The organism is Pelobium manganitolerans (assembly GCF_003609575.1).
Classification (GTDB): Bacteria; Bacteroidota; Bacteroidia; order Sphingobacteriales; family Sphingobacteriaceae; genus Pseudopedobacter; species Pseudopedobacter manganitolerans.
Genome location: NZ_MBTA01000003.1, coordinates 131,139 through 151,753, shown reverse-complemented (window position 1 = coordinate 151,753; position 20,615 = coordinate 131,139). Strand labels below are relative to the sequence as shown.

Sequence of the window (20,615 nt, the reverse complement as noted above, 5' to 3'; positions counted from 1 at the left end):
TACATCCACCCAATACAGGGTGATAAAACAAAGAAGCTCCACCTTTTTGGGGTGAAGCTTCTTATAATACTAAGATGTTTTTATCTACTTAATTTGCCCACGGCTGCTTCATCAACAAACCAATCTAACTCGCCGTTGCGAGGTTTAATAAGTTGCGCGGGGTATTGCGCTACATCACGCTCACCTTCTAAAACCGCTTTGATGGCATCTGCTTTATTGGCGCCAAAAGTTAAGAAAGCGATGTGCGCCGCGTCATTAATTAATGTTGCGCTAAAGCTAATGCGGTACACTTCTTTATCTTTCAGGTAAACTTCTTTTACCAATTCCTCTTCTATCCAAACTAAATCTGTACCCGGGAAAATAGATGCGGTATGCGCATCGTCTCCTAAACCTAAAAGTACCAAATCAAACACCGGCTTATCGTTAAAAAAAGCACAGATGCAACGTTGGTATTCTAGGGCGGCACTTGCCGGATCCAAAGCGGTATCTACCTTATAAACTTGGTTATCTGCTATTTGCAGGCTATCTAACATGGCCGTTTTTGCCATCAGGTAATTGCTATCCGGATGGGTATGCGCCACATAACGCTCGTCGCCAAAGAAAAAGTAAACCTTTTTCCAGTCCAGCTCGTTTTTGTATTTAGAGGCCAATAGCTCGTAAAGTTTCTTTGGCGAGCTACCGCCCGAAAGGGCCACGCTAAACCGATCATTTTTGGCGATGGCTTTTTTCGCATCTGCTACAAAAACCTCGGCCAATGCTGCAATAGCTTCGTTGCTTTCTTTAAAAACTTTTAAACTCATTACTTTTTATCTGATTTTTTAATAGGTAAGGTAAACCAATGGAAACCGTCTTTGGCAATTAAAGCTTCAGCGGCTTCGGGACCCCAGCTATCTGCCGAGTAGTTAGGGAAATTGATGCTCTTTTTAACTTCCCAGCTTTCCAACACAGGCATAATCAAATCCCAAGCCGTTTCTACCTGGTCGCCACGCATAAATAAAGTTTGATCCCCTTTCATAGCATCCAACAACAAGGTTTCGTATGCTTCTGGCGTATCTGTTTCGTAGGTTCCATCGTAATTGAAAACCATATCTACCGGGTTTAAAGTCATATCTAAACCTGGGCGTTTGGCCTGCACCTGCAAACGGATACTCATCTCTGGCTGTATGCTAATGATTAACCTGTTTTGCTGCCAGCTTTCTGAGGAGTTGTTAGGGAAAATTAGATGCGGCACATCTTTAAACTGGATGCTGATGATGGACGATTTTTGGTGCATACGCTTGCCTGTGCGCACGTAAAAAGGTACGTTTTGCCATCTCCAGTTATCAATAAAAAATTTAATGGCCGCAAAAGTTTCTGTGTTAGATTCTTTATTTACGCCTTGCTCTTGGCGGTAGCCTTCAACCTTCTCGCCTTTAACCCAGCCTTCGCCATATTGGCCGCGCACGGTGTTAAATCTAATTTCTTCCGGGCCAAATTTGCGCATGGCACGCAACACGTCCACTTTGCGGTTACGTACTTCTTCTGCATCAAAGTTTACCGGTGGCTCCATCGCTACCAAGCATAAAACCTGCAAAATGTGGTTCTGCAACATATCGCGCAAAGCACCAGAGCCGTCATAATAACCACCACGGTCCTCAACACCGATATCTTCTGTTACAGAAATTTGTACGTGCTCAATAAAGTTACGGTTCCATATTGGCTCAAAAAGGGCGTTTGCAAAACGGAAAGCCATCATGTTTTGCACGGTTTCTTTACCCAAATAATGGTCTATGCGGTAAATTTGCTTTTCGTCAAAAATATTCCTCAATAAAGCGTTAAGCTCTTTTGCGGTTTCTAAATCGCGACCGAAAGGTTTTTCGATAACCACGCGTGTGCGTTCTGCATCGCCGGCAGATTTCATTTTTGCCAAGTTGCTGGCTATGATTGGGAAAAAGTTCGGTGCTACGGCAAGGTAGTGGATAATTACAGGCGGCTCGGACCATTCTGCTTCGTATTTATCAATCACTTGCTCCATTTTAGCATAGTCGCCCTCGTTGTTCACATCGGTTCTAAGGTAGCTGATGCGGCTCGAAAAATCTGCCCACTGATCTTTATCTGCTTTGCCGCTACGCGAAAACTTGTTTACGCCGCCCAATAAATTTTTGATAAAGCTCTCATTAGTATAATCGGTACGACCAAGGCCTATAATTGCGAATTCTTTTGGCATATACCCTTCTAAGAAAAGGTTGTACAATGCCGGAATCAGCTTACGTTCTGCCAAATCGCCCGTACCGCCAAAAATCATGTATATCGTTGGCTTGGTTTTAATGTTAGATTTCATTTAAATTGTTGAGTTTGTTTTAACGATTTTGTATATGCTGTTAAAATGGTTGGGTTAAATTTTGTTTATGGCACAACACCGCAACAAAACACTAGCGCGTTTTTAAGCAGCCCTTATCGGGGATTTTTGTGGTGTTAATTTGCTGATTGTTTGCGGAACACATATATCCGTTTGCCAGTTTGGCTTCAAAAGTATCAATTGTTTTGATGGATTAAGACTTTTAATTTAAAAATCTACGCAATGCTTTTAGGAAATATGGTTTTTAGGCTGTAAGTCTCCACGGCATTCCACAACACGGCGCCACCTTTTATACCGTCTCGGTTGCTCTCAATGCTAATATCTTCCGGCAATGCAAAGTTGATATGTTTAGCATTTCCGCCGCTAATGTATAAATGGTCAAAGTTGAAAACCGTTCTAAAATTATCCAAAACCTCTTTAAGCTTTTTGTTCCACTTTTTATCCCCTTCTAACTCCAAAGCAGCATCGCCTAAAAAATCATCGTAATCATAATTTTTACGTACAGGCAGGTGAGCCAGTTCTAGGTGCGGCAAAAGTACGCCATCCATAAACAGTGCGGTGCCAAAACCGGTTCCTAAGGTAATTACCATTTCAAAACCCTTGCCTTTTACCAGTGCAAAACCTTGCAAATCGGCATCGTTTACTAAACGCACCGGTTTATTAAAAAATGCGGCCAGTTCTTCGCTCAACGGAAATTTACGGAAAGCAAAATCGTTTAAATTGGGCGCCGTGTACACTATGCCTTGTTTTACATAACCCGGAAAACCTACTGCTACCTTATCAAAATGAGTGAAATTTTTTGTCAAGGTTTTAATGGTAGCCATAAGCGTAGCGGGCTTAAGGTTTGGAGGCGTGGGCGTTTTTTGGTAAGGATGGACAACTTTAAGATTGCTGTTGATGATAATGCCTTTCACGTGTGAACCGCCAATGTCAATTACCAGTATATTTTCGGGAGCTGTTTTGTTCATCTGATTAAATTTAGGGCTGTTTTTGCGCAACAAATGCTACAATTTATAATGCAAACTACGCATTATAGCCGAAAACAGCCCTAAATAAAAAGCATTAATCCTATTAAAGAATAGTCTGACGTAAAAATAACTGCGATTTTAGTTATACACCAATCTTTCCTTTTTGTACGGCTTCGTACCCATTCTAGAATCTCATCTCTCCAGAACTTGCCGAAATCACCGTCTTCAAATTTTTTGGTACCATACTACCTAAGTTGCCCACCAATAGGCAAATACAAGCCGAAAGTGATGTTGCGCCCCGGATTGTAAATGCCGAAACTAGGGTCCGATTCGTCTAAACGGCCCGGTTTAAACCGACTTAAATGGTTGTAGTAACGCTTGTTCAACAAGTTGTTGGCGGTTATATGCAAATCAACCTTTTGTTTACCAATGTTAAATTGCGTTCCTAAACCTGCCTGCAATAAGGTGTATCCTGCGGTAGTGGTTTCAAAGCTAGCAACACGGCGTTGCGCAAAATTGCTTTCTAAACCCACGGAAATGTGGCTGTGCACTAAACCTTTAATATTGGGTTCAAACTGCAGTTCGTTTCTTAAACTGGCTGCTGGGATAAATGGCAAAGCCTGGTTTAGCTTTAGGTTTTGAGCGTGCACATAACTAAAACTATTTTCGAAATGCAAAAACTCAAAGGGGTGGTAAATAAAGGTAGCATCTGTACCGTAAAAGTTGGCCTTAGCTTGCTGATACCTAAATAAAGGCATTAAAGAAGTTGCGCCACCCTCGTTTGTAACGCTGATGGTTTCGTTATTGTTGCGCGCTAAAAATATATAGTTACTGATATAGTTGTTATAAATGCCCCAACTAAAATCAATGTTGGCGCTGGTGTATTGCAAGGCTAAATCTGCTTGATAGCTGTTTTCGGATTTTAAAGTTGCATCGCCTTTTTCGTAACGGAAAGTACCTTCATGCACTCCGTTTGATGCCTGCTCTGCGGGGTTTGGCGCTCTAAAGCCACTGCTGAGGTTTGCTTTTAAATTCCAGTTCTCTGTAAATTGATGCGTAAAACCCACTGCACCGCTTAAGTTAGAAAATTGCTTATCAAAAGCGGTAAAACGTTGTACGCCATCGTCTATCAAATCTTTCCCTTGGTTTCTGCGATAATCGTAACGTAAACCAAAGTTGAAGCTCCCGTTGGCAGTTTCCTTGTTCATATAATAAAACAGGCCAAAACCCCAATTGTTATAATCCGGTATCAGAAATTCCTCGCCTTTATTTAGGCTGTTGGCATAGTCGGCACTTATCCCAAAAATGGGTTGCCAAGCTCCTTCACGCTTTTCGCGGATGTATTTTGCGTCAACACTATATGTTTTTAAATCGAAAAACAGGGCTGGCTCCACATCTTCAAATTCTTTACGGACGTTGTTCTGGTAGCCCAAATCGAGCTTTAAACTCCCGCTTGGCAACAAAACATTAGAGTTAGAGGCGATTTTAAAATGGTTAATCTGCTGGTTAGGCAATGCCAGCTTACGTGATTTTAGTTCGCTATCGGTAAAAGCATTTCCATCTTCATCTACAAAATTCCCTGCGGCGTCCAGCTCCGGCTCGTAAAAACCGATGTTGCTCCTAAAATTGGATACGTTGAGGTGGCTGTAGCCCCAAGCTTTGTTAAAACCTAGCATCCCGCTAAAATCTGTTTCCTTAAAACCCGAATTGGGCAAATAATAGTCGGGCGTTTTAAAAGAATGTGCATTTTTATAACTCGCGCGGCCACGCCAAACAAAACCACTGCTGTTACCGGTAAGCATAGCCGAGCTGCCACTTAATCCGGCGTTGGTGCCGTAATTACTAAGCACCTCTCCTTTAATTAAACCATCGGAAACGGTAAGCGGTTCTAAAATATTGATTACGCCGCCCAAAGCATCGGCACCGTACACCAGGCTGGCCGCACCGCGCAGTACCTCTATCCTTTCTGCCGAAAATTGGTCTATCTCAATGCCGTGTTCATCGCCCCACTGCTGGCCTTGTTGTTTTATACCATCGCTTAGTGTTACCACGCGGTTATAAGATAGCCCTCTGATTACCGGTTTTGAAATGGCTTGCCCAGTAGAAATTTGCGAAACACCTGCAATTTTTGAAACTGCATCAATGATGTTGTTCGCTGGCGTAGCGCGCATATCCTCCAATGACAGCACACCTAGCGAGGTACTATTTTTTTTATTGCTAGAACCGCTAACGGTACCGGTTACTACTACTTCGTTAGCCTCGATACGGCTAGCAACCAACTGGAACACCACCGGATTATTAGCTTTGAAATTCACAGATTTGCTTAAATGCTGATAACCTACATAAGAAACCTGTACTAAAAAAACACCGTTTTCCGGAATCCGGTTAAAGGAAAAACGCCCTTGCAAATCAGTTTGGGTTGTAAGTTTTAAATCGGGGATGTTAATGCTTGCGCCTGGTAATGGCTGTTTGGTTTGTGCATCAACAACGCTACCGCTAAAAATAATATCGGCAGCATAAGTATAGCTTGCGCATAAAAGTAGCACAAGCGTGTATAATATACGCTTCATTTTGTTAAAAATTAATAGATGAAGCCCAAAAAATGGGCAGTTGAAATAAAGTAGTTAAGGTTTTAGCTTAACGCCGGAGGGGCTTTATTTCGGGTGAGATGAAAAAACTGGAAATAGTTATCCGTTAAATAAAAACAGCTGATAAAACTTAGCGGTTGTACCACCTTAACGTGAAGTTCCTGCAAAGGCATATCGCCAATTAACTGGGCATAGGTTGCCGTGCAGCAAGGCTTGGTATAAGTTTTTAAATGTTTTTTACAGCCTGCCCCGCAATGGTCGGTCTGTATGTAATGGTGCTGGTGAAAAATGTTGTGCAAAGGAACTGCAGCGCTTAAAATCGCGAGCGCAAGCACATAGAATAAAAAAGACTGGATATGTTTCTTTAAATTCAAGCCGCTAAGTTATCATATTTTAACTAAACAGCCCAGACGGGCCTCCAAAAACAAGAACTTATTTTACTAAAGTTATCTTTGCATTATGAAACCTGCAGAAGTAAATATAAAGTTTAAAGAACTTCAACATAAACTAGCTCAAGACTTTGATACCGATACGCCCGACATTAAAGTGATGTTATTTTTAATAGGCGTACAAGAATTGGGCAAAGGCCCCTTAAAATTTAGTAAACGGCAAAAGGAAGAGCTGATGCACATTGCCACCTGCCGCCTTTTTTCCGAGCTTGGTTTTTATGAACTAGAAGGTTTAGATCAGGACGGCTGGCCGCATTGGAAAAAACTAAAACCCATACCGGCTTATACTTTGCTTGAGCAAGAGATGCTGATAAAATCTTTAATTGTTAACTATTTTGAAGAAGTCTATTAAAAACAAAAGCCGCTAAAAAAGCGGCTTTGTTTGTTTTTCATAGATAAGATGGAAGGTTATTTACCCGGTCTTTTAAAAGCATAGGCCAAACGTACAGCAACCATACCGTTGCTAACATCATTTTTATACTCAAAACCTTCGTAACGTAGGGCTAAATCCCATTTGTTATTGGCATAACCCAAACTTGGAGCCCAAGCAAATGCGGTACCGGCACCGTCTCTGGTTCCAAAGGCTGCGCCTACTTCTGGCTGTACATAAAATGTGTTGCCGAAGAAAAATTTGGCACCGGCCTTTAGCGGAATTAAATCACTTTGTGAGTTACCATCAGGGCCACCAACAAAACCATAATAACCGGTAGTTAAAGTTAATGAGGTACGGTTGCTCAAATCGTGTTGCACTCTTAAATCTGGTGCAAGCACCACGTCGCCCATATAACTTTTAGTTGGCACGCCAATACCAACACCCACACTTAAACGGGTTGGGTGGTCCACATCATTAGTTTGCGCAAAAGCGCCAGAAAAGCTTATAAAGGTTAAAGCAGCTGCTGCCATTACTCCTTTTAGAATGTTTTTTTTCATTTTACTATTTTTTGTTTTAACAAATGAAGCCGTGGCTGTTGCCCTACCCGAACATCGGAAGCTTCATAATTAATTTACACTAGGCTTTTGGCAAGAGCTATGCCAAAGCACTAAAACGCTTGGTGCGAAATTTGCCGCAAAAGCTTCAAATTATTGTTAAACAGCCCTTTTTCGGCGCAGATTTTTATTTGCAGAAAACATATCCGAGTTTTGGGTCTTCATCAAAATCCATTAAAAAATGTTTGATAAACTATTCGAAGCACAGCAGAAAGCACAAGAAGTAAAAAAACGTTTAGACGGCATCACCGTGTCCGAAGAAGCAGAAGGCGGCACCATAAAAATTACAGCTACGGCCAACAAAGAAATCAAGAGCATTAGCATTAGTGAAGATTTTTTGAAAGAAAACGGCGCCGAGGGCTTAGAAGATGTTTTAGTGGTGGCTATAAATAAAGCGTTGCAACAGGCAGATAACATTTCGCAATCGGAAATGGCGGCAATGACCAACCAAATGCTGGGCGGAATGGGCGGATTAGCCAACCTATTCGGCAAAAAATAAATCTATAATTATCAAGGAAAAGCATCAGAAAAATGAAAGTAAATTATTTTGGCCAGTCGTGTTTTCTGTTAGATACAGGAAAGCATAAAATTTTGTTTGACCCCTTTATAAGCCCTAATGAGCTGGCAAAACACATTGACGTAGATAAAATTGAGTGTGATTTTATTTTGGTAAGCCATGGGCACGAGGATCACGTTGCCGATTTGGTGAACATAGCCAAACGCACCAATGCGACGGTGGTAAGCTCGCACGAGATTGTGGAGTGGTTAAAAAAACAAGGGGTAGAAAACGGCCACCCCATGAACTTAGGCGGCAGCTGGAAATTTGATTTTGGTGCGGTTAAGATGGTTTTTGCCGCGCACTCTAATTCTTTGCCCGATGGAACTTACGGAGGAACAGCCGCGGGCTTTATCATCCAAACCGAAGGAAAAACCCTATACTACTCGGGCGATACCGCATTAACACAGGAAATGAAGTTGACCGGTGAATTGTTTAAACTGGATTATGCTTTTTTGCCTATCGGCGACAATTTTACCATGGGCGTAGCCGATGCCATTATAGCCACCGATTTTATCAAGTGCAAAAACGTAATTGCCATGCATTACGATACTTTTGGCTACATTAAAATTAACCACGAACAAGCAAAAAAAGCTTTCGCTGATGCTGGCGTGAAGGTAAGCTTGTTAAAAATATCTGATCGGGAAGAAGATGCGATGGTGATTTAGCTTGCAAATTAAAAAGGGAAAATTAAAAATTTAAAAACAGGGCGGGCTAGCAGACGTGTTAGCAATCTCTATCCGTAGAAACGCTTCGCTCAATTCTACGGATTTGCAAATGCAAAAGAATCTCCAGACTCTTTAACAAAAAAACATCGCTAGTCTATAAAAACAAAAAAGGTGATGCGTTTTGCATCACCTTTTTTGGTATGATTATTAAAGCCTAATCGCTATTATTTTTTCAATAAGGCGGCCATTGCTGCGCCAATCTCTGCCGGAGATTCAACCACAGTAATGCCACACTCTCTCATAATTTTCATTTTTGCGGCTGCGGTATCATCGGCGCCGCCAACAATTGCACCGGCATGGCCCATTCTACGTCCCGGAGGCGCAGTTTGGCCAGCAATAAAACCTACCACAGGTTTAGTTCCGTTTTCTTTGATCCATTTTGCAGCTTCCGCTTCCATGCTTCCGCCAATCTCACCAATCATGATGATTCCTTCCGTTTCCGGATCGTTCATCAAAAGCTCAACCGCTTCTTTAGTAGGTGTACCAATAATAGGATCGCCGCCGATACCGATTGCTGTGGTAATACCCAAACCGGCTTTCACCACTTGGTCTACCGCTTCGTAAGTTAAAGTGCCCGATTTTGAAACCACGCCCACATTACCCTTTTTGAAGATAAAGCCCGGCATGATACCGATTTTGGCCTCATCCGCAGTGATGATACCCGGACAGTTAGGGCCAATTAAACGGCAGTCTTTATCGGCAATATATTCTTTCACCTGGATCATATCTTTAGTTGGGATACCCTCGGTGATACAAACAATAACCTTGATGCCCGCCGCAGCAGCTTCCATAATGGCATCGGCTGCAAAAGCAGGTGGCACAAAAATAATAGAAACGTTGGCACCGGCCTTGTCTACCGCTTCTTGCACAGTGTTAAAAACAGGTTTATCCAAGTGGCTTTGACCGCCTTTTCCTGGAGTAACGCCTCCAACAACATTGGTTCCGTACTCGATCATCTGGGTAGCATGGTAAGTACCCTCGTTGCCGGTGAAACCCTGAACTATTACTTTTGAATCTTTATTTACAAGTACACTCATGGTTATATTTTATGTTAGGCAAAGCTAACAGAATCGCAAAGAATGTCAAAAAAAATAAGGCTAAAAAGCCTTAAGCACATCTTGATGTTACGCGGTTTAGGATGCGTGCCAAAAAACTACATAAAGCCCCCGACACTTTGTAGCCATCTTCCATATTCTACTGTGTAGAAAGCCTTTCTCTGAAAATGAAAATTTGTGAAAAAAATTGCAACCCAGATTTTTGCGTGCACGTACAAAACTCTATGTTACAATCACACTCATCAAATTCTCAAATCCTACAATTTAACTCTAGTTCTTGCTACTATGACCAAAGGTTTTAGTTGCTTTTTTATTATTTCACTCTACATGCTAAAGATACAATTTCAATATTCAAATTATCCTATATGCTTAAAACATTACGCGTCTTAAATATCAAACGTACGGTATTATTCATTCTATTTTTCTACGTTCAACATCTAAACGTTTTTGCTTTTGATGAGGGCAAGGACGCATTAAAAGTATTCTTTTCGTCTATTGGAATCCCTTGTCAAACCACGCCAGACGAGGCAACACTATTTGACGATTTGGCTCCTGGAGCTTACTTAGAATATGCCCGATCAAATAATGCATCTAACGGAATCATCGCGACTAACATCGGTTGTTCTGGGTGGGATGTTAAAGGCTACACAACTAGCGGTAACGATGTGTTTGTTATGGCGGGGGAAAATTGGGGAGCAGGGTCTGACGGAGGATTTATCTATCTGGCGCTTGAAGGCGGAACTCAAACCATAACTTCGCTGAGTTTTAGGTCGAACGACGGTAAAATTTTTGACTTAAAAAGTCTTGACTTGTCCTATGACGTAATAAGCAACAACACGCTGTTTACCATTACGGGTTACAAAAACGGTGTAGCAGTTATAGGAGCGGTTTATAATGTCCCCTCATTCTCCAGCTTTGGAAATGGCGGAAACTGGAGTAAGAATATCACGCTACCGGATAACGGAAACTTTATAGGAATAGATGAATTTAGAATAACGCCCAACACAGCCAATCAACTATCAGCATTATATATAGATAACTTGACTGCAAAGAACTTCAGAGTAAGTCCTTCAAACACCCCCCCAACCCTAACCACCAGCGCCGGCACTACCGCCTTTACAGAAGGCACAGCCATTGCCATAGATAACGGCATTACGGTAACAGATGCAGATAATAGCACTTTAGCTTCGGCAACGGTAAGCATTACAGGCGGTTTCCAGACCGGACAGGATGTACTGTCATTTACCAATGACGGCAGTACCATGGGCAATATCACAGCTGCTTTTTACGGCGGAACTGGCGTACTTAATTTAAGCTCTTCCGGCAACACCGCAACCACAGCACAGTGGCAGGCAGCCTTGCGGGCAGTAAAATACAATAACGTATCAGACAATCCAAATAATGCAAACCGTACCATTTCTTTTGTAATAAACGACGGCACCGCCAACAGCTCAACAGTTACCAAAACAGTTAGCATTACTGCGGTAAATGATGCGCCAACTTTTACCTCTACAGCTATAACTACCGCAACAGAAAACGTAGCCTACACATACGGCATTAGCGCGCAGGATGCAGAAAATGATGCACTTACTATTACAGCTATAACCAAACCTTCTTGGCTTAATTTCTCGGCCACCGGGCAGAATGAGGCTACTGCATTTGGAAGTCCTATTTCAAATCCCGGTGGCGTTGCCGGAGATGCAGATGGTAACGTATATGTGGCGGAACTAGATGGTTCTAAAATATACAAAATTAGTCAAGATGGAACGAAAACGGACTTCGCCACCAAGTCAACAACCTCTTATGGTTCGAACTTCGGTTTGCTTATAGTAGGAAACTATCTTTATATAAGCTATTATGCTGGGGACGAAAGTGGTAAAATCACAAAAATAGATATAAACCATCCCGAATTGGGTGAAACCGATGTTTACACCGGCGCAGATGTTTTAGCCATGGTGGAGCGTGGAGGTTATTTATATGCTACTTTGTATAATTCAGGTAAAGTTGTTAAAATAAACCTTAGCAACAACCAAGCATCGGACTATATTTCTAACTCTCTACTTTATGGCATCTTCGGATTAGGTTTTGACGCTTCTGGAAATTTGTACATAGCTAACTATAATAATCGAGCGCTTCTCAAATGGGACGGCTCAACTCTTACTGCTGCATTAGACAACAGCAAAATATCTAACTATCCTTCTGACGTTAAAATTGACGCTCAAGGCTACATTTATTTAAGCCTAATGAATGGAGATGGAGGCATTCGCAAATACACCCCAGACCTCTCAAGCTATGAAACAGTGGCAAGCAAAACTTCTGCTTGGGGCATGACTTTAACCCCAGGCGGGGCTTTGGTTTATGGAAGCGGGAATCAAACCTATCGTATACAAACCGGCGCCGTACTATCTGGCACACCAAGCCATGAAGATGTAGGCGTACATCCGGTTAAAATACAGCTAAGTGATGGCACCAACACTGTGGAGCAATCGTTCAACATAACTGTTAGCGATCCTAACCCGCCAACGGTTGCCAGCTACAGTCCGGCAAATAACGCAACAGATATTGCCACCAACAGCAACTTGGTTATAACTTTTAGCGAAAAAATAAAAACCGGCACCGGCAATTTCATCATTAAAAAAGTGGCAGATAACGCTATGGTGCAACAAATAGCCGTAACATCTTCAAGCGTCACTATTGATGACAAAAAGCTAACGATACCACTACCGGCCGATTTGCCCAACTCTACAGAACTTTATGTGCAGGCAGATGCAGGCGCTGTTTTGGATATGAGTGATAACGCTTACGCCGGTATTAGCAATGCCACCACCTGGAAATTTAAAACCGTGGTTAACTCGGCACCTAGCAACATTGCGCTAGGCACTACATTCATAAACGGAACGATAAGTGCCAATGCCATCGTAAGCACATTAACCGCTACGGATGCCGAAGGCGGCAGTTTTACTTACAGCTTGGCAACTGGCGCGGGCGATGCAGATAATGGGGCATTCACCATTACGGGCAACGAATTAAAAATTAACAACGCCCCCGATTATTCGGTTAAAAACAGCTACCAAATCCGCATTAAAGTTGCCGATAATGGCGGGCTGACCTTTGAAAAAGCCTTTATACTTACCGTAAGTAATGGCGTTTTATACGTTAAAAAAGCAGTAGCCGGCGGCAACGGAACAGGCAACAGCTGGACCAATGCCATTGCCGAATTTGCCGATGCTTTAGAGTTTGCCCGCGCTAATAACATCATCAAAGAAATTTGGGTAGCCGGCGGCAAATACACACCAAAATACAGCCCCGAAGACGGCGTTAATTTTGGAACCGACAAAGGCAGGCTCAACAGCTTTTTGCTGGTAAAAGACGTGAAGATTTATGGTGGCTTTGTCGGCACCGAAAGTACTTTAGCACAAAGAGACCTTAGCCTTAGCACAAACGCCAGTATCTTGAGCGGAGATATTGACAACAACGATGATAGCGATGGTACCATAAACGGAGATAACGCTTATCACGTGGTGACAAGCTCCGGCGATGCAGGATCTGCCGTTTTAAATGGTTTTACGATAATTGGCGGCAACGCGACAGGCGGAGCAGATATTTTGGTTGGCGGATATACTTTTAAACAAAACTCTGGCGGAGGCGTTTACAACCATACATCTAGCCCTGCTTTTGCTTATCTTAACGTAAAAAACAACTATGCCAGTTTAGACGGTGCAGGAATAGCCAATTTTAATTCGGGCGCAAAGTTTGAAAATTCCGTTATCCACCACAACGGTACGGTGCAAACGTACCGAGGCGGCGGTATTTACAATGCCACTTCTAATCCAACGTTCATCAACATCACTGTAGCCAACAATAAAAATAATACTGCACAAGCAAGCGTACAAATAGACGGAGGAACTGCGACAATAAAAAACAGCATCATTTGGGGTAACAACGGCACCAATGCTTTAGGTTTTAATACAGCTACGGTAAGCAACAGCATTGTACAGGGTGGTTATAGCGGAACCGGCGTTCTTAATGTAAATCCTCTATTTAACAATCCAGAAGCTGGAGATTATACCTTAGAACTAGCCAGTCCGGCTTTAAACGCCGGCGATAATGCTTTCGTAACCGGTTTAGATGCAAACACTAAAGATTTAGCAGGAAACGCACGTGTTTATCAATTTGCTAATAATGGCGTGGTAGATTTAGGTGCTTTTGAAGTTCAGACAACGCCAACTGTTATCACGAGCGTAAGCGTTCCGGATAACGGAACTTATAAAGCAGGAAGCGAACTAAGTTTCAAGGTAACTTTTAATGCCGATGTAACTGTCGCAGGCACACCCAGATTGCCAATAACTATCGGAAGCACTCAGGCTTACGCCGATTATACATCGGGTAGCGAAAGCCAAACTTTAGTTTTCAAATATTCGGTACAAAACGGCGATTCGGATACAGACGGAATTACCCTTGGCAGCACCTTAGATTTGAATGGCGGCGGCATTAAAGACAATGCTTCTAACGCGGCCTTGCTAAATTTGCAACACGTGGCGAGTACTGAAAGCGTATTGGTCGACGGAATTATTCCTTCCATATCCAACGTAACAGCTACCGCTCCAAACGGCACATACAAAATAGGCGATGATATTTACTTAACGCTTTCATTTGACAAAAGTGTTGTTGTAACGGGCACGCCACAGCTTACTTTAGAAACTGGGAATAACGATGCTGTAATTGATTACACTTCTGGTAGTGGCACCAACACTTTAACCTTTACTTATACCGTTAAAGCCGGCCACAGCAGCGCCGATTTAGATTACCTAAGTACTACCGCGTTAGCTTTAAACGGTGGAAGCATCCGGGATGCTGCAGGCAATAACGCCACTTTAACTTTAGCTGCGCCCGGCGCAACAGGCTCTTTAGCAAAAAACAAGGCTTTAGTGATAGACGGAATTGCCCCAGCGCAACCAGCCGGCTTTGCCTTAAGCGCTGGCGATAAAAAAGTTGAACTGAATTGGACCGCCAACAGCGAAACAGATTTGGCAAGCTACAAAGTATATGTGGGCACCTCACAAAACCCTACCACGCTGTTGCAAACGCTTACGAAACCAACTAACACTTTTACACATAGCAGTTTAACTAATGGCACTACCTATTATTACCGCATTACGGCAATAGATGCCGCCGGTAATGAGAGTGGTTACAGCACAGAACTGAGCGCCACGCCTAAAGGACCGCAAACAATAACTTTTGCGGCATTACCATCAAAAACTTATGGTGATGCAGATTTTGCTCCGGGCGCAACAACCAATTCAGACTTGGAAATAAGTTATAGCTCGAGCAATACCGCCGTAGCAAGCATTGTTGCCGGAAAAATTCATATTGTTGGTGCCGGAACGGCCACAATTACCGCAAGCCAGGCCGGTAACGATAGCTTTACCCCGGCCAGCGACCAAACGCAAACACTTACCGTTAGTAAAAAACAGTTAGCCGTGAGCTTGCAGGGGACAGTAAGTAAAACTTACAATGCCGAAAACACCGCGAGCTTAACCGCTGCAAACTATCAACTAGTCGGCGTTGTGGGTTCTGATATAGTTTCTTTAAACAATCCTGCCAACGGGACGTATGATGATAAAAATGTGGGCATCAGCAAAGCGGTAAACGTGAGCGGTTTAAGCCTTAACGGAGCAGATGCGGGCAATTATGAGTTAGCTGCAAATACCGCATCGGCCAATATAGGAACCATTACTCCTAAAACCTTAACCGTCACGGCTAGTGCAAGTGATAAAGTTTACGACGGCAATACAGACGCTACCGTAACTTTAAGTAATGACAAATTAAGCGGCGATGAAGTTACCACGGCTTATACATCGGCAACTTTTGCCGATAAAAACGTGGGAACGGCTAAAACCGTTTCCGTGAGTGGCATCAGCATCAGCGGAGCAGATGCGGCGAATTATACTTTTAACACTTCGGCAACTGCAAACGCTAGTATCACTGCCAAGGCTTTAACCGTTACCGCTAATGCAACAAACAAAATTTACGACGGCAACACAAACGCCAGCGTAACTTTAAGTAATGACAAATTAAGCGGCGATGANAAATTAAGCGGCGATGAAGTTAACACGGCTTATACATCGGCAACTTTCGCCGATAAAAACGTGGGAACGGCTAAGGCCGTTTCGGTAAACGGCATCAGCATCAGCGGCACAGATGCGTTGAATTACACTTTCAACACTTCGGCAAATGCAAACGCTAGTATCACTGCCAAAGTTTTAACGGTTACCGCAAACGCGACCAACAAAATTTACGACGGCAATACAAACGCTACTGTAACTTTAAGCGATGACAAATTAAGCGGAGATGAAGTTAACACGGCTTATACATCGGCAACTTTTGCCGATAAAAACGTGGGAACGGCTAAGGCCGTTTCGGTAAACGGCATCAGCATCAGCGGCGCAGATGCGGCGAATTATACTTTTAACACTTCGGCAAATGCAAGCGCTAATATCACCGCAAAAGCTTTAACCATTACTGCGGACGATAAACAGAAGTACGAAGGCGAAGCAAACCCGGTATTTACCGCCAGCTACAATGGCTTCATTAGCGGAGAAAACAATTTGATACTTGCCGCCCAACCGGTGTTAAGCACAATTGCAAATACGAATACCCTTCAGGGCAATTACCCAATCACAGTTGGTGGCGCTTCGGCAACAAATTACAGCATCAGCTACGTGCCCGGTACGCTTAGTATTTTACCGGGCGCACCAACCAGCATCAGCTTTGCTGCACAAAACCTGTTCGAGAACAGCCCTGCAACAAGCACAGTAGGAACGTTAAGCAGTACGGCTATGAGTCCTACCGCCATCTTTACTTACAGTTTAGTAAGTGGCTCGGGTGATATAGATAATAGCAGTTTTGCCATCAACGGCAACCAGTTGGTAACCACCAAGGCATTAGATTTTGAGAGCAAACAGCAATACCAAATTAGGGTCCGCAGCACTACGCAGTACAACCTGTTTTTAGAGCAAACATTTACAGTTAATTTATTAGATGTAAACGAAGCGCCTACTTTAGATGCGATTGCCAACCAAGTAATCTGTTATACCAATGCCCGTCAGGATGTGGCATTAAGCGGTATTTCGGCTGGACCGGAAAGTGCCCAAACAGTAAATTTGAGCTTAAGCAACAATAACAGCAATTTGTTTAGCGAGTTAAGCATCAGCAACAATAAATTGCGTTACCGCGTAGCGGATGGACAAAGCGGTACGGCAAACATCACGGTTAAAGTGAGCGATAACGGCGGGACAGCAAACGGCGGGACAGACGAATTCAGCCGTACCTTTACCATCACGGTGAATGCCTTGCCGGTTAATGAGATTGTGAGCGACAAAGGCAATGCCATCAGTAAAGGCGAAACTGCCCAATTAACAGTGAACAGTAGTAACGGCACTTCTTACAGCTGGAGCAATGCTTCTGGTATTATCAGCGGGCAAAACAGCGCCACCTTGAGCGTTAGGCCTTTAGAAACAACTAACTATACGGTAACGGTAACAAATGCCAGTGGTTGCCAAACGCAAACCAGCTTTACCCTAACCGTTAATGATGATTACCAAGCTTTAACGGCAGAGAACTTCTTTACGCCAAATGCAGACGGAATTAATGACAACTGGGTGGTAAAAAATATTGATGCCTACCCTAACCATACGCTAAGCATTTTTGACCGGGCCGGCCGTACCGTTTTTGAAACTAAAAACTACCAAAACGACTGGAACGGAATCGCCAATGGCTCTGATTTACAGGAAGGAACTTATTATTATGTTTTCCGTTTTGACCAACAGAACATTGCGCCAATCAAAGGTTTCATTACTATAGTTAGATAAAATTTAAACATCCTTCCCCGCCCGCATTTGCGGGCGGGATTATAAAAATATTCCATGAAAAAACTTATATTCAGCCTGTTGCTTATCGGCGCAATAGCTTCATCCGCCTCGGCGCAACTAACGCCCATGAAAAGTCAATATTTTCAGAACCCTTATCTGGTAAATCCTGCGATGGCAGGTAAAGATGCCCGCACCAGCGTTTTTGCTAACTATGCCAATCAGTGGAACAAAATAGAAGGTTCGCCGGTGCTCATGTCTTTCTCGGCTAGTACACCTATTAACGATAAAGCCAGCGTTGGCATCAACATTATAAACGATAAAGCAGGCTTACTGGCGCGTACACAGGCCATGGGAACTTTCGCCTATCGCGTTCCGTTGGATGAAGAAAATCACAACATCCGCTTCGGGGTATCGTTAAGCTGGCGACAAGACCGCTTTGACGTGGGCACTGCCAGCGGCAGCGGAAACGCTGACCCTGCTTTGAATAAATATAACGATAAAGAGAATTATCTGGATGGCAACTTTGGGGTGAGTTACCAACTAAAAGGTTTTGAAGCACAGTTTAGCTATCTGAACCTAAACCAAAACCGTAGCGGACGTGTAAGCACCGTAGATTATTCTACTTTTTACAGCAGCGTAAGTTATTTGTTGCCTATCGACCAGCTTTTGAGCGTAAAACCCCTGTTTGCCTACCGCGGTATTAAAGGCTACAAAAATATGTGGGATGCTGCCGCCGAATGGAAACTTGCCGAACTGGCATTTTACACCATGTACCACAGCAACAGCAGTTTTACCGGAGGCATCGGTTACGATTACCGTAAAAGCCTGAATATTTCTGTGATGTACAACAGCGAGCCAGCCGATATCCGCGGTATTAGCGGCGGCATATTTGATCTAGCTGTGGGTTATAAGTTTTGAGGTGAGGTGGAAGGTTGCGGGATGGCGAAAGGTTTGAGGTTTGAGATGTAAAGTTTGAGGCGGAAGGTTTAAGACGAATGCGTTTCAAAATTTAGCGGGATTTACGAAGTTTCAAAAACTTCGTAAGTCTTTTTTTGGATGACAAGCGTTCCCATCTCAATTTTAACAGCATCAGACTTACGATTTTTCTAACCAAGCGTCCCAGAAAAATCGTAAGTCTTTCCTAATCCGCAAAACAGGTCTCACATCTCAAATCTCCCTTCTCAAATCTCAAGCTCCTTCATCCTTACTCCCAAAAGTTCTTTCTCAATCTGCAAAGCAAGTTTCAAATCTCAAATCTCCCATCTCAAATCTCAAATTACTCTATTTCACAATTCCCGCCGAGGCAAACTGTAAATCGTACAAACGTTTGTAATAACCGCCCAGTTTTAGCAATTCTTGGTGTGTGCCCATCTCCATAATCTCCCCTTTTTCTAGCACAATAATTTTATCAGCGTTTTGGATGGTAGATAAGCGGTGCGCAATAACGATAGCTGTGCGCCCTTCCATCATTTTCTCGATGGCGTTTTGCAACAGATGTTCAGTTTCTGTATCAACAGAAGAGGTAGCTTCATCTAAAACCAAAATTTTGGGCTGGTGCACCAAAGCGCGGATAAAGGAAATCAGCTGTGCCTGCCCAACAGACAAAGTGGCCCCGCGTTCCTGCACATCGTACTGATAACCGCCCGGCAAACGCATAATAAACTCGTGCGCGCCTACATCTTTAGCCGTTGCAATAATTTGCTCTAGCGTAATAGCCGGGTTGTTTAAGCTAATGTTGTTTTGGATGGTATCCGAAAAAAGAAAAACATCCTGTAAAACAGTTGCAATGTGCGAACGCAGATAGTTGATATCCAAGTTGCGGATGTTGACGCCATCTACCAACACTTGGCCCTTGCTAATCTCATAAAAGCGGTTTAAGATATTGATGGTTGATGATTTGCCGGCGCCGGTTGCACCCACCAAAGCTAGGGTTTCGCCCGCTTTTAAGTGGAACGAGATATTTTTCAAGATCCATTCGTTATCCGCTGGCATTTCCTCTGTTTGCCTATAAGAGAACCAAACTTGGTCAAAAGTGATTTCGCCCCGCATTTGTGGCAACACCAAATTGCCGGTGTTTGGGGTTTTTTCATCGGTATCTAAAACCGTAAAAATCCGATCGGCGCCCACCATGCCCATTTGCAAAGTGTTAAATTTATCGGCCAGCTCGCGGATAGGCCTAAACAACATGTTGATGTACATGATAAAAGAAACCACCACGCCCGGCGATACCTGATTGGTGAGGATGCTTTTTGAACCATACCACACCAGCAAACCTAAAGACAGCGCCACAATAAGCTCAACCACCGGAAAAAATATGGAATAATACCAGTTGGAGCGGATGTGCGCATCGCGATGCTCGGCATTAATTACTTTAAACTTTTTATACTCTTGCTCTTCGCGGGCAAAATATTGGATAATGCTTACCCCGCTGATGTGCTCCTGCAAAAAGGTATTTAGCGCCGAAACCTGGTTGCGCACATCTTGGAATGCAGATTTTATCGCCTCTTTAAAAATGTAAGTGGCAATCATCAAAAAAGGCATGGGCACCAAAACAATCAGCGTTAAGCGCCAATCGGCATAAAGCATCACGGCAATAATGGTGATTATCTGCAAACTATCGCCCACGATGGAAATTAAACCCTGACTAAAAATATCGGCAATGGTTTCTAAATCAGACACAGTGCGCGTAATTAATTGGCCGATAGGTGTTTTATCAAAATATTTAAGCCGCAGTTTGGTGATGTGGTTAAAAACATCAATCCGCAAATCTTTAATTACAGATTGCCCCAGTGTGTTGGTAAGCAAGGTTTGATAATATTGCACCAAAGTTTGCAGCAACAGCAGGCCAATCATTAGCAAGGTCATGTTTAACAAACCGCTGCTGTCATTAAAAAACACAAATTTATCTAGCGTAAGCTGAATAAGGTAGGGCCGCACAGGTGCCAGCGCCGCCAAGGCCAAGGTTAAAAAAATAGACCAAGCAAATACCGCTTTATAAGGCTTTGCATAGGCGAAAACGCGCTTTAGCAAACCCCAATCGTATGTTTTGCCTGTAATATTGTTTGCCATTAAGTT

Annotated in this window: 13 protein-coding genes; 5 read left to right on the top strand and 8 right to left on the bottom strand. The window is 43.1% G+C overall.

The window, feature by feature from the left end; genetic code table 11:
* Positions 1-80: 80 nt before the first annotated feature.
* The 5 genes from pgl to BCY91_RS03820 form a co-directional block, all read right to left on the bottom strand.
* A complete protein-coding gene (gene pgl / locus BCY91_RS03840; RefSeq protein WP_120180705.1) occupies positions 81-800 on the bottom strand; it encodes a 6-phosphogluconolactonase in 720 nt (239 codons plus the stop codon).
* Complete coding sequence (gene zwf, locus BCY91_RS03835; RefSeq protein WP_120180704.1) at positions 800-2,320, bottom strand: glucose-6-phosphate dehydrogenase; 1,521 nt, start codon at positions 2,318-2,320, stop codon at positions 800-802. The genes pgl and zwf overlap by 1 nt, the downstream gene beginning before the upstream one ends.
* A gap of 233 nt (positions 2,321-2,553) precedes the next feature.
* The gene (locus BCY91_RS03830; protein ID WP_120180703.1) at positions 2,554-3,306 is read right to left on the bottom strand and encodes an ROK family protein; all 753 of its coding nucleotides are present in this window, start codon (positions 3,304-3,306) and stop codon (positions 2,554-2,556) included.
* Between the two features lie 245 nt (positions 3,307-3,551).
* A complete protein-coding gene (locus tag BCY91_RS03825; RefSeq protein ID WP_120180702.1) occupies positions 3,552-5,876 on the bottom strand; it encodes a TonB-dependent receptor in 2,325 nt (774 codons plus the stop codon).
* Positions 5,877-5,938: 62 nt separating this feature from the next.
* Complete coding sequence (locus BCY91_RS03820; RefSeq protein ID WP_120180701.1) at positions 5,939-6,268, bottom strand: hypothetical protein; 330 nt, start codon at positions 6,266-6,268, stop codon at positions 5,939-5,941.
* Positions 6,269-6,353: 85 nt separating this feature from the next.
* Here BCY91_RS03820 and BCY91_RS03815 point away from each other — a divergent pair, with 85 nt between their 5' ends.
* A complete protein-coding gene (locus BCY91_RS03815) occupies positions 6,354-6,695 on the top strand; it encodes a hypothetical protein (protein WP_120180700.1) in 342 nt (113 codons plus the stop codon).
* A 56-nt stretch (positions 6,696-6,751) separates the two neighbouring features.
* Here BCY91_RS03815 and BCY91_RS03810 read toward each other — a convergent pair whose 3' ends face one another.
* The gene (locus BCY91_RS03810; RefSeq protein ID WP_120180699.1) at positions 6,752-7,273 is read right to left on the bottom strand and encodes a hypothetical protein; all 522 of its coding nucleotides are present in this window, start codon (positions 7,271-7,273) and stop codon (positions 6,752-6,754) included.
* A gap of 238 nt (positions 7,274-7,511) precedes the next feature.
* Here BCY91_RS03810 and BCY91_RS03805 point away from each other — a divergent pair, with 238 nt between their 5' ends.
* Both BCY91_RS03805 and BCY91_RS03800 read left to right on the top strand, forming a co-directional pair.
* On the top strand, positions 7,512-7,829 hold the full coding sequence (locus BCY91_RS03805; protein WP_120180698.1) for a YbaB/EbfC family nucleoid-associated protein: 318 nt from the start codon (positions 7,512-7,514) through the stop codon (positions 7,827-7,829).
* Positions 7,830-7,861: 32 nt separating this feature from the next.
* Positions 7,862-8,554, top strand: coding sequence for a metal-dependent hydrolase (locus BCY91_RS03800; protein WP_120180697.1), 693 nt, complete (start codon positions 7,862-7,864; stop codon positions 8,552-8,554).
* A gap of 224 nt (positions 8,555-8,778) precedes the next feature.
* Here the strand turns inward: BCY91_RS03800 and sucD are convergent, their stop codons facing one another.
* Positions 8,779-9,651 (bottom strand): succinate--CoA ligase subunit alpha, encoded by an 873-nt coding sequence (sucD, locus tag BCY91_RS03795; protein WP_120180696.1) that lies wholly within the window; start codon positions 9,649-9,651, stop codon positions 8,779-8,781.
* A 383-nt stretch (positions 9,652-10,034) separates the two neighbouring features.
* Between sucD and BCY91_RS03790 the strand changes: the two genes are divergently transcribed.
* On the top strand, positions 10,035-17,540 hold the full coding sequence (locus BCY91_RS03790; RefSeq protein WP_120180695.1) for a YDG domain-containing protein: 7,506 nt from the start codon (positions 10,035-10,037) through the stop codon (positions 17,538-17,540).
* Positions 17,541-17,594: 54 nt separating this feature from the next.
* On the top strand, positions 17,595-18,458 hold the full coding sequence (locus BCY91_RS03785) for a PorP/SprF family type IX secretion system membrane protein (protein ID WP_120180694.1): 864 nt from the start codon (positions 17,595-17,597) through the stop codon (positions 18,456-18,458).
* Between the two features lie 363 nt (positions 18,459-18,821).
* Here the strand turns inward: BCY91_RS03785 and BCY91_RS03780 are convergent, their stop codons facing one another.
* On the bottom strand, positions 18,822-20,609 hold the full coding sequence (locus BCY91_RS03780; protein WP_120180693.1) for an ABC transporter ATP-binding protein: 1,788 nt from the start codon (positions 20,607-20,609) through the stop codon (positions 18,822-18,824).
* Between the last annotated feature and the right edge of the window lie 6 nt (positions 20,610-20,615).